This window comes from Pedobacter sp. (genome assembly GCF_035566355.1).
In the GTDB taxonomy this organism is placed as follows: Bacteria; Bacteroidota; Bacteroidia; order Sphingobacteriales; family Sphingobacteriaceae; genus Pedobacter.
Map to the genome: position 1 here is coordinate 1 of NZ_DATMRL010000302.1, position 10000 is coordinate 10000.

Genomic DNA, 10000 nt, shown 5'->3' on the forward strand with positions numbered 1-10000 from the left:
GCCCCAACTTCAGTCAGTTTAGGCAAGCCTTTAATCTCCAGCCGCCAGCCTTCGTCGTCAGTTAAATGCAAATGCAGAATATTGTATTTATATTTTGACATGGCATCGATGTATTGCTTTACCTCATTTTTAGTAAAAAAATGACGGGCTACGTCAAACATAAGGCCTCTCCAGCCTACCCGTGGATAATCTGTAATTTCTACACAGGGCACTTTCCATTGTACATCTTTGGCCAGGTCTTTAGATTCGATTTCCTTCGGGAACAATTGCAGCAAGGTTTGTACTGCATAGAACAGCCCGGTTTCTGTGTTTGCCCGCATGGTAACTTGTGTTGGTGTTACCGATAACTGATATCCTTCTTTCCCCAGTTGTGCATTGGCTCTTTCATTCAGGACCAGCTTAATGATAGCCGAAGCTGCGTTATTGCTGGTAGATATGAAGCTGCCGGTAGCTGTAGATATTCTTTCCTGCAGATGATCTGTTACAAACTTCATTTCCGGGGTGGCCATAGCTTGTACCATTACATTTTCCGGTAAAATGAAATGCCCTGAACTTTTGGTCATCAGAACGGGTTCCGGAATGATGGCGATTTCCGGTGGCAGGCTTGTATTTACGGTTTCTGCCGGAAAAGAGTTATTGCCTGGTGCCGGCATGTTCTGGCTATAAAGCGGTGTGCAAAAGCATATCAAACAGGCAACCTGGAAAAATCTGTTCATGGATGTATATTTTATGAAATTGATAATTGGCATTAAAAGATGCAATTTATTAATAAAAATGATAATGTCTGTCCCTGCTATTTTAAGGCGTCCAGTACCCGGAACAATTTTTTGTTGATCCCGGTGCCAGAGTAATTATTGACATTGATTACAATAATATACTTTCTGCCTGCCGGATCGGTATAGTAACCGGCAAAGGCAGAAACATCACTGATGGTGCCGCTTTTCAGCTGCATGCCATTATTTTCCGGAAGGGACTTGTAATAATCCGGAAACCAATCTTCTTTCTGGGCCTGGAACAATACACTCGCCATGGCACTGGTCGTAACCCGCGTTGCAGGCGAAAGCCCGCTGCCATCGATGATATTCAATGCATTTTTATCCAGTCCTTTGCTGGCCCAGTAGCTGATTTCAACAGCAGCCCCGTTTTTCGTTGTTGCTGGTTTTCCTGCCTTCGAGGCAAGGGTTCTCAATAAGTTTTCCCCATACAGGTTAATGCTTTTCTTGTTGAACCAATAGATCATCTCACTCAAAGATGGCGAAGAAATGGTGCTGATCTTCTCCGTAACGGCAGGTATTTTTCCGTTGTCAGCCAGGATTTTACGGCCGCTGACCGCTTCCTGTGTGCTGATAATACCCACACGTTTCAGGGTGTCCTGTAAACGATAGGCAGCATCATAGGCAGGATCTGGAAGTGCTGCAGAAATCCCTGTTTTTCGGATGCCCAATGCCCAGCTTCCTCTCAAATAAGCAATAGAAGACAAAGGAGGCAAATAGGCATACGCGTTATCTCCACTGCCTTCTGTTCCGGCTTTGAGCTCATTTACAATTTTAAGATAAGGCATGGATGGTACGATGTTCAGTATCGACACAGCCGGATCTTCAGAGCGGTTTGCCCTTAAGTGAATGTCAAATTGGTTCTCTCTCCAGGTCAACGCAGACGGCGCTGCGCCATAATAGTTGCCAATATCCTGCCAGATCCAGCCTTCAGGTGTAGAAGAGGTACCCCAGGCGGTATCATCGCCAATCACGCGGCCTTCTATACGGGTGATCCCCGCAGCCTTAACTGCAGCAACCCATTGATTCAGAATATTGTTCTCCTTGCTTTGCGGATACCTGGAAGAAGCCAGGGTAGGGTCACCACTTCCGGTAATGACCAGATCTCCTTTCAGTACTCCATTACTGATGCTACCGCTATAAGACAATGTTGTCTGGTACCTGAAATCTTTGCCCAGTAAACTAAAAGCTGTTGCAGATGTGATGGTCTTTAGGGTAGAGGCCGTCGCCAGACCTATATTTTCATTTCGTGCAAACAATACTTTCCCAGTTCCCGCGTCCAGTACACAAAGAGAGGTCATGGCATACCTGGTTTGCGGATCAGCTGTAAATTCCTGATAAGCTGCCTCCAGCTTTTGAACAGGACTTTGGGTAAATCCCTTAACAGGTAATAAAGGAAGAAAAATCAGGAGAGCGAAGTGCTTAAACTTCATATTGAACAGGTTATCCATAAAAAAAATGTGATGCTGAACAGCAAGCTGTCCGGCATCACATTTCAAAAAAGTATAATTAAATAAGTTCTGATCTTAACAAATATTCTGCAATCTGAACTGCATTGGTTGCGGCACCTTTACGAAGGTTATCTGCAACAATCCATAGGTTTAAAGTATTTGGAAGAGATTCATCACGTCGGATACGGCCAACAAATACTTCATCTTTTTCATGTGCGTCTTTTGGCATAGGATATTTCAGGTTAGCGATATCATCTACCACTATAATTCCTTCCGTTTTAGCGAGTAATTCCCTTACTTCGTTCACATCAAAATCATTCTCGAATTCAATGTTTACCGACTCAGAGTGACCACCCATTACCGGAATCCTCACTGTTGTTGCAGTTACCCTGATGCTGTCATCACCCATAATTTTACGGGTTTCCAGAATCATTTTCATCTCTTCTTTAGTGTAGCCATTTTCCTGGAACACATCAATCTGAGGGATCACGTTCAGGTCGATCGGATACGCATAAGCCATTGGACCGTCAGTAATACCCTTACGTTCGTTCATCAGTTGCTCAACCGCTTTAACACCAGTACCAGTTACGCTTTGGTAAGTGGAAACGACTACACGTTTAATTTTATATTTGTCGTGTAAAGGTTTCAAAGCCACCACCATTTGAATGGTTGAACAATTTGGATTGGCAATAATCTTATCATCTATAGATAAGGTATCTGCATTCACTTCAGGAACCACTAATTTTTTGGAAGGATCCATTCTCCATGCAGAAGAATTGTCAATAACGGTTGTTCCTGCCTCAGCAAAGCGGGGAGCATGTTTTAACGAAGTATCGCCGCCAGCAGAAAATAAAGCGATATCCGGTTTCATTCCAATCGCAGTATCCATATTCACCACAGCGTACTTCTTACCCTTAAAAGTGATTTCCTTACCTACACTCTTCTCTGATGCAACCGGAATTAATTCGGTTAACGGGAAATTACGTTCTTCTAACACTTTTAACATAACAGTGCCGACTAAGCCTGTGGCACCTACAACTGCGACTTTCATTGAATAATCTGTTCTTGGTTTTAAATAATTGATTTAATAAATTCTATGCCTCAAATATGAGGAAAAAACTTCATTCTTAAGGCATTAATTGAGAACTGATATAGCTATAACTTTTTTTGATGCTCTCAAACGGGTCCGGAACGTAATTGTTTTCTTGTTCCAGAAAGGCATGCTTTAAACCTGCAAGCTTGGAATGTTTAAAGATTTCTTTAAAATCTATACTTCCGTTTCCAACTTCTGTATTGTGCGAGGGGTCTGTTTTATCCATATCCTTTACATGCCACATAGGGAAGCGTCCGGAATGTTCTTCAAATAGTTTGACCGGATCATTACCAGACCTTACCACCCAATACAAGTCCATTTCAAACTGGACCAGTTTAGGATCTGTTTCTTTCAGCAACACATCATAGCCGGTTTTACCATCGTGAGATTTAAATTCAAAATCATGATTGTGGTAGGCCAATTTCAATCCCGATGCTTTGCAAAGTTCAGCAGCCTGATTGAGCTTTCCTGCCACATTTTTAAATCCATCAAGATCTTTCCGGAGCTCATCTCCCAGCCATGGTACGGTGATGTAGCTCCCGCCAACAATATTTGCTGCCTCGATATAGGTTTTTAACTCTTCTGCATTTCCGGTCTGAATAAAATTATCCATACCGTAATGACCACTTGGTGCTTTCAATCCGGTTTCATTGAGCAGACTTCTAAAAGCCTTTGGATCCAGTCCCCAGAATTTATCTTTTACAGAGTATCCATAAGTTTCTACCTCTTTGTAACCTGCTTCGGCCACTTTTCGGATCACTCCCTTAACATCTTTTGGCAATTGGTCTCTTAAAGAATATAGCTGTATCCCTACTTTCTTTTTAGAGGGTTTAAAGGCGAGGGAAGGCATAAGTAAAACACCAGCAGCAGCAAGGCCTGTTTGTTTAATAAAAGTTCTTCTTGAGTTCATATCTACAAGGATTAGACGTCGCAAATTTTTACGGCAGTTTTTAAAGATTCTATTTTGTTTTTCTGTACGGGGATGAATTCCTGGGCCACATAGTCTTTGAAACCCGTATCCTTAATGGCCTTCATAATTGCAGGATAAAATAATTCCTGGCTATCGTCGATTTCGTGCCTTCCGGGAACACCGGCAGTGTGATAGTGGGCAATATAAGGATGGTACTTTTTAATCGTACTGATTACATTTCCCTCGTCAATCTGCATGTGGTAGATATCGTACAGTAATTTGAAGTTCTCTGATCCTAATCTTTTGGCCAGTTCCACACCCCATTCCGTATGGTCACACTGATAGTCTTTGTGGTCCACTTTACTGTTCAGCAATTCCATCACCAAAACTACGTTGTGTTTTTCAGCAAGGCCAATGATTTTTTTTAAACCTGTTACGCAATTGTTCCAGCCAGTTTCATCATCCTTGCCCCGGCGGCTACCGCTAAAGCAAATCAGGTTTTTATAGCCGGCTTCGGCTACTTTAGGAATCATTTCCGAGTAATTTTTAACCAGGGTATCATGGAACTGAGGGTCATTAAACCCGTCGACCAGGTTGATCTCTGCGCCATTACACATGGACGAATACAGACCATGTTTTTTTAATGTTGGCCAATCTGCTGGGCCAACCAGATCTATTCCTTTGATGCCGATTTTCTTCGCTTCTATACATAAGGTATCCAGGTCTATACCACTAAAACACCAGCGGCAAACCGCATGGTTGATATTTCCTTTTAGTGAATCTGAAACAGATTCTTTTTCTGATGCAAAGCTTTGCAAGGCACCAGAGGCACCTAAGGCTACCGTTCCTACCACTATATTTTTTAATGCAGTTCTCCTGCTGTTTTCTGGTTTCATAAATAAATCTTTAGACGCTTGGTTCATTAATCTTGTCCTTATCGTTAAAAAAGACTGCAAACAATAAGAACACAACAGCTGCGATACCTGAAGGAATGATCCAGATCATTTTCCAGTCAAATGCCCCGTCTGCTGCTTTATAGGTATCTGTGATCATACCAGCTACTTCAAAACCGATGAGCATACCAACGCCATAGGTGGCCAGGGTAATTAATCCTTGCGCAGCACTCTTATATTGATCACCTGCTTTTGAATTGGTGTAGATCTGTCCGGAAACAAAGAAAAAGTCATAACAAATCCCGTGCAGGGCAATACCTATAATTAGCATAAAGCTGAGTTCGTTGGCATTTCCATAAGCAAACAAGGCATATCTGACTGCCCAGGCAAGCATACCCACCAAAATGGTTTTTTTAAAACCAAAACGGCTAAAAAATACAGGAAGCAGCAACAGGAAAAGCACCTCAGAAATTTGTCCGATGGTCATTTTTCCTGTAGGATTGTCCATGCCTACATTGGACAGAAAGGGGTGAGCATTTTGATAATAAAAGGCCAGAGGGATACAGATCAGAATAGAAGAGACAAAGAATATAGCAAAATTCTTATCCTTCAATAATTTTAAGGCATCAAAACCCAGGATTTCTGAAATTTTCACTTTACCACCTGAAGCCCCTTTAGGCGGAGTTTTAGGTAAGGTGAAGCTGTACAGACCCAGGACCAAAGAAGCAATCCCAGCCATCAGGAAAGTGTTTTTAAGCAATCCATCCTTAGTACCTGCTTCGGTATCCCAGTGAAAAATGAAACTGATCAGTAAACCAGCTGCAATCCAGCCGAGCGTTCCAAATACCCTGATGACAGAAAATTCTTTTTCAGGATCTTTCATCTGGTTAAAGGAAACAGAATTGACCAGCGCCAGCGTAGGCATAAACAAGATCATATAAGAAAGGACATAGGGATAAAATACAGAGATATCTGTTGCGCTGTACATCTGATACATGAGTACAGCACCAATAAGATGCAGTACACCGAGAATCTTCTCTGCGTTAAAATACCGGTCTGCAATTAGACCTATAATAAAGGGAGCAATGATTGCTCCCCAGGATTGTGTGGAGAACACAGAAGCACTTTGCGCGCCTGTTGCATTCAAATTACTGCCCAGAAATGTACCCAGGGTTACAAACCAGGATCCCCAGATAAAAAATTCCAGGAACATCATTCCGGACAGTTTAATTCGGTTGGTTAAATTCATATTTGGTTAGGTCTTGATCTTTAATTTATAGTTCTTTGATGGAAATATTGCGGTACCAAACCTCGTCACCATGATCCTGTAAGGCAATCCTTCCGGTTTTATAAGTACCAAAACCTTGCCATGTTGCAAATTTGCTTCCTGCGATCAGCTGTTTCCAGTTTTCATCCCACAGTGTGGCAGATACAATTTTCACACCATTGAGTATAAACTCCAGTTTACCCTGGTTGCTGATGATTTCCACTTTGTTCCACTCACCAACGGGTTTAACGGGCTCAGAGCTGCTTTTAACCAGATCATACAGGTCTCCGGCTCGGTGTTTTGTAATCTTTCCATCCGGATGACCTTCATTGTCCAGTACCTGCATTTCAGGGCCCGTGCTATAGGTTTGCTGGTACTTGGCAGGATCTTCATGCACATAGAACAAAATTCCGCTATTGCTTTTTGGTGCTACTTTCCATTCCAGTTTTAAGTGAAAATTACTGTATTCCTTATCTGTTACCAGATCACCACCATCATTTTGTTTTGCTTTAGGGTCAAGGTGTAATGCACCATTTTCCGCTTTCCAGCCCTGGCCAACACTCGTTTTTCCATAAGAATGCCAGCCCTGAGTAGTTTTTCCGTTAAAGAGTTTTATCCAACCTGTATTTTTTTTCTGCGCAAAAGCAGCGCCACCACCAAAGATGGCAGTGAGCAGCAATGCAGATACTATCTTTTTCTTCATCTTGTTCAGCTTTAAATTATACCCCTAAAGACCAGCCTTTACGGTATTCACGTTTTACATATTGATTAACATCGTCGAAATTGGTGACCCTCATATTGGCATTGTCCCAAAGTAATTTGATGTTCCTGCCCGGAAAGAAAGCCCTGCCTTCCGAATTTTTTCGCTGGATGTCAGCACCTCTAATGGCAAGATTGGCCATGAGCAGAGCTTCCGTAAGTGGTCCTGCAATTTCAAAAGGAGAACTTACAGGTTGTTTTCCGTAACCAGCAATACTGGCTTCTACCCATTGGCCATAGTGGCCATCCGCACCGCCCTTTACGCGTGCAAATTTCTCCGGTACTTTAATGTCTTTATTCTTACTTAACGGGAGCAATCTTGGGTTAGCACTGTAGGTGCTGCTCATCATCTTTCCTTTGGTTCCAATAAACAAGGTTCCGTTTCCTCCGTCACCAAAAGTTTCATTGGCTTCCAGTTCTTCTGGTCTTTCAGGCTGGATTCCACCGTCCATCCAATGTACGGTAATGTCTCCTTTTGTTTTATCCGTTTTAGGGAATTTTAAAGTAACATGGCTTGATGGCGGACAGCTGTCAGGGAAATAACCCCTCTTAAATTCATCAACATAGACAGAACCCACACTGGCCTGTACCTCACTTGCATATTTAAGGTTCAGGACACTGAAAGGTGCCTCCAATAGATGACAGCCCATATCGCCAAGGGCACCGGTTCCGTAATCCCACCAGCCCCTCCAGTTAAAAGGCACCAGTTTATTGACATAATCTTTATAAGGTGCTGTACCCAGCCAAAGATCCCAGTCCAGTTCAGCAGGTACTTCTGCTTTATTTTCAGACCAGGCAATCCCCTGCGGCCATACCGGCCTGTCTGTCCAGGCGTATACTGTATGCACATCTCCGATCAGGCCGGCATCATACCATTCTCTCATTTGTCTTGGACCATCATTTGATGCCCCCTGGTTGCCCATCTGGGTAACCACTTTGTATTTCTTAGCTGCAGCAGTTAATGCCCGGGCTTCATAAATATCATGCGTTAAAGGTTTTTGAACATACACATGTTTACCCAATTGCATAGCAGCAAGTGTTTGTATAGCATGGTTGTGGTCTGGTGTCGAGATAGACACTGCGTCAAAATTCTTATGTTCTTTATCATACATTTCCCTCCAGTCCTTATAGAACTTTGCTTTGGGAAATTTCTTCACGGAGTTTGCAGCCCTTCTGGTGTCAACGTCGCACAAAAAAGCAATATCAGCCTTTCCGCTATTATAGAAGTTGGCAATGTCCGATTCACCTTTTCCACCCACACCAACACCAGCGATTAACAACCTGTCACTTGGCGCAAGAAAACCTTTTCCACCAAGTACATGTCTTGGCACAATCATAAACGCAGCGGTCGCGACCGCTGCAGATTTAATAAAGGCCCTTCTTCCTGCATCTTTGTTTTGGATCTCTTCTTTCATAATGAAATGAATTGGGACTAATTTTTTAAGGATAGAATATATTTGACCATTTCTTTGGCATCGTCTTTACTCAAATTCGCGTGAGGTGTCATTGGGATTTCTCCCCAAACGCCTTTACCACCATTAATGATCTTATCTGCTAAGTGGTTAATGTTCTCGTCATTTGACGGATATTTAGCTGCAATATCCACATAAGATGGGCCAATAACTTTCTGGGTTTTGTTATGGCAGCCAATACAATCTGCTTTTGCTACTAGTTTCTCTCCCGGAAGTGCTGTCCCAGAAGCTGCAGCAGGGGCAGTTGCCGTACTTTCTGTACTGCTGGTTGTTGTCGTGGTATCCTCAGTCGATTTGGATGTGTCATGTCCTCCGCATGAAGCCAGAGCAAGGCTGATACAGCCTAAAATAAAAAGTGTTCGTTTCATTGTGTGTTGTTTTTATTGCCTGATAAAACTTTAACGGATACTAAGTTATTTAACTCAGACCCAGTATTTTTTTGTTGAAATCTTCATTTCCACCGGAAGATGCAAAATCATCAAATGCACGGTCGGTAACCGGGATAATGTGATTTTTAATAAACGCTGCACCTTCCCGTGCACCCACATTTGAATCTTTAATGCAGCATTCCCATTCCATTACCGCCCAGCCTTTATAATCATATTGGCTCAGCTTACTGAAAATGGTTTTATAATCGACCTGGCCATCACCAGGTGAACGGTAACGTCCTGCCCGGTTGGCCCAGCTTTGATAGCCGCCAAAAGTACCTTGTTTTCCAGTCGGGTTAAACTCCGCATCCTTAACATGAAAAGCCTTGATCCTTTCATGATAAAAATCAATGTACTGAATGTAATCCAGTTGTTGAAGGACAAAGTGAGAGGGGTCATACAGCAGACAGGCGCGGGGATGATTGTTTACTTTCTCCAGGAACATCTCGTAAGTGATCCCGTCAAAAAGATCCTCGCCCGGATGGATCTCGTAACATACATCTACGCCATATTGATCAAATTCATTTAATATAGGCATCCAGCGCTTCGCAAGTTCTGTGAAACCAGCTTCTACCAATCCTTCCGGTCTTTGAGGCCATGGGTGGAACATATGCCACAACAGCGCACCACTAAAAGTAGCGTGTGCATTCAATCCCAGATTGCCGGAGGCTTTGGCTGCATATTTTAACTGCTGAACAGCCCATTCCGTTCTTGCTTTAGGATTATTTCTGTATTGTTCGGGTGCAAAAGCATCAAAAGCGAGGTCATAGGCAGGATTTACCGCCACCAGCTGACCCTGCAGATGGGTAGACAATTCCGTAATTTCCAGTCCATAAGCTGCAATCCTGCCTTTCAGTTCATCCGCATAAGTTTTACTTTCTGCAGCCAGCTGAAGATCAATGAAGCGGCTGTCCAGGGTAGGGATCTGCAGGCCTTTAAAACCTAAATCAGCTG

General features: G+C 42.9%; 10 protein-coding genes. All 10 read right to left on the reverse strand.

Translation table 11 applies throughout. From position 1 onward, the window contains the following. Positions 1–716, reverse strand: a 716-nt coding sequence (locus VNZ46_RS11955; protein ID WP_325560365.1) for a family 20 glycosylhydrolase, incomplete at its 3' end; no start/stop codon positions are given. Positions 717–793: 77 nt separating this feature from the next. After that, positions 794–2206: a D-alanyl-D-alanine carboxypeptidase/D-alanyl-D-alanine endopeptidase gene (gene dacB, locus VNZ46_RS11960; RefSeq protein WP_325560366.1), complete on the reverse strand. Its 1413-nt coding sequence runs from the start codon at positions 2204–2206 to the stop codon at positions 794–796. 76 nt (positions 2207–2282) lie between these two features. Next, positions 2283–3275, reverse strand: coding sequence for an aspartate-semialdehyde dehydrogenase (locus VNZ46_RS11965; protein WP_133782418.1), 993 nt, complete (start codon positions 3273–3275; stop codon positions 2283–2285). A 76-nt stretch (positions 3276–3351) separates the two neighbouring features. Further along, positions 3352–4227 carry a sugar phosphate isomerase/epimerase gene (locus tag VNZ46_RS11970; protein WP_325560367.1) on the reverse strand — a complete coding sequence of 292 codons (876 nt, stop codon included), beginning with the start codon at positions 4225–4227 and terminating at the stop codon, positions 3352–3354. A gap of 11 nt (positions 4228–4238) precedes the next feature. Then, complete coding sequence (locus VNZ46_RS11975) at positions 4239–5123, reverse strand: hydroxypyruvate isomerase family protein (RefSeq protein ID WP_316837666.1); 885 nt, start codon at positions 5121–5123, stop codon at positions 4239–4241. A 10-nt stretch (positions 5124–5133) separates the two neighbouring features. Beyond that, entirely contained in the window at positions 5134–6369 is a 1236-nt protein-coding gene (locus VNZ46_RS11980; protein WP_325560368.1) for a nucleoside permease, read from the reverse strand. 25 nt (positions 6370–6394) lie between these two features. After that, entirely contained in the window at positions 6395–7090 is a 696-nt protein-coding gene (locus tag VNZ46_RS11985; protein WP_325560369.1) for a DUF1080 domain-containing protein, read from the reverse strand. 16 nt (positions 7091–7106) lie between these two features. Further along, positions 7107–8561: a Gfo/Idh/MocA family oxidoreductase gene (locus VNZ46_RS11990; RefSeq protein ID WP_325560370.1), complete on the reverse strand. Its 1455-nt coding sequence runs from the start codon at positions 8559–8561 to the stop codon at positions 7107–7109. 17 nt (positions 8562–8578) lie between these two features. Further along, positions 8579–8986 carry a c-type cytochrome gene (locus VNZ46_RS11995; RefSeq protein ID WP_325560371.1) on the reverse strand — a complete coding sequence of 136 codons (408 nt, stop codon included), beginning with the start codon at positions 8984–8986 and terminating at the stop codon, positions 8579–8581. Positions 8987–9035: 49 nt separating this feature from the next. Next, positions 9036–10000: sugar phosphate isomerase/epimerase (locus VNZ46_RS12000; RefSeq protein ID WP_325560372.1), on the reverse strand; the 965-nt coding region annotated here is incomplete at its 5' end.

Bases quoted from the DNA above. Each gene is read 5' to 3' on its own strand.
- dacB (WP_325560366.1), bottom strand. From the start codon at position 2,206: ATGAAGTTTAAGCACTTCGCTCTCCTGATTTTTCTTCCTTTATTACCT.
- VNZ46_RS11965 (WP_133782418.1), bottom strand. From the start codon at position 3,275: ATGAAAGTCGCAGTTGTAGGTGCCACAGGCTTAGTCGGCACTGTTATG.
- VNZ46_RS11970 (WP_325560367.1), bottom strand. From the start codon at position 4,227: ATGAACTCAAGAAGAACTTTTATTAAACAAACAGGCCTTGCTGCTGCT.
- VNZ46_RS11975 (WP_316837666.1), bottom strand. From the start codon at position 5,123: ATGAAACCAGAAAACAGCAGGAGAACTGCATTAAAAAATATAGTGGTA.
- VNZ46_RS11980 (WP_325560368.1), bottom strand. From the start codon at position 6,369: ATGAATTTAACCAACCGAATTAAACTGTCCGGAATGATGTTCCTGGAA.
- VNZ46_RS11985 (WP_325560369.1), bottom strand. From the start codon at position 7,090: ATGAAGAAAAAGATAGTATCTGCATTGCTGCTCACTGCCATCTTTGGT.
- VNZ46_RS11990 (WP_325560370.1), bottom strand. From the start codon at position 8,561: ATGAAAGAAGAGATCCAAAACAAAGATGCAGGAAGAAGGGCCTTTATT.
- VNZ46_RS11995 (WP_325560371.1), bottom strand. From the start codon at position 8,986: ATGAAACGAACACTTTTTATTTTAGGCTGTATCAGCCTTGCTCTGGCT.